The organism is Merdimmobilis hominis (assembly GCF_016901855.1).
Classification (GTDB): domain Bacteria; phylum Bacillota; class Clostridia; order Oscillospirales; family Ruminococcaceae; genus Paludihabitans.
Genome location: NZ_JACJKY010000086.1, coordinates 1 through 290, shown reverse-complemented (window position 1 = coordinate 290; position 290 = coordinate 1). Strand labels below are relative to the sequence as shown.

The window sequence follows — 290 nt, the reverse complement described above, 5'->3', positions numbered from 1 at the left end:
AGGCTCAAGGTGTAAGCACAGTGATGTGTTAAGCCAGCGAGTACTAATCGGTCGAGGGCTTGACCTCGAATTGAATCGAGATGTTGAGTCAAAGATAAGTTCACTTTCGGAAGATTGTTATTCGGTTTTGAAGATACCTTACAGAGTATCTTTCAAAAAGCGGTTCTTAGAAGGAAGCGCGGCAAAGACGGTGTCGATGGCGGTGAGGATCCACCTGTTCCCATCCCGAACACAGAAGTTAAGCTCACTAGCGTCGAAAATACTTGGCTGGAGACGGCCTGGGAAGATAG

1 rRNA gene is annotated in these 290 nt (G+C 47.2%); it reads left to right on the top strand.

Annotation, left to right across the window (positions count from 1 at the left end):
* Nucleotides 1–186: 186 nt before the first annotated feature.
* Nucleotides 187–290: ribosomal RNA gene (gene rrf, locus H6A12_RS13190) — 5S ribosomal RNA — on the top strand; the annotation flags it as partial.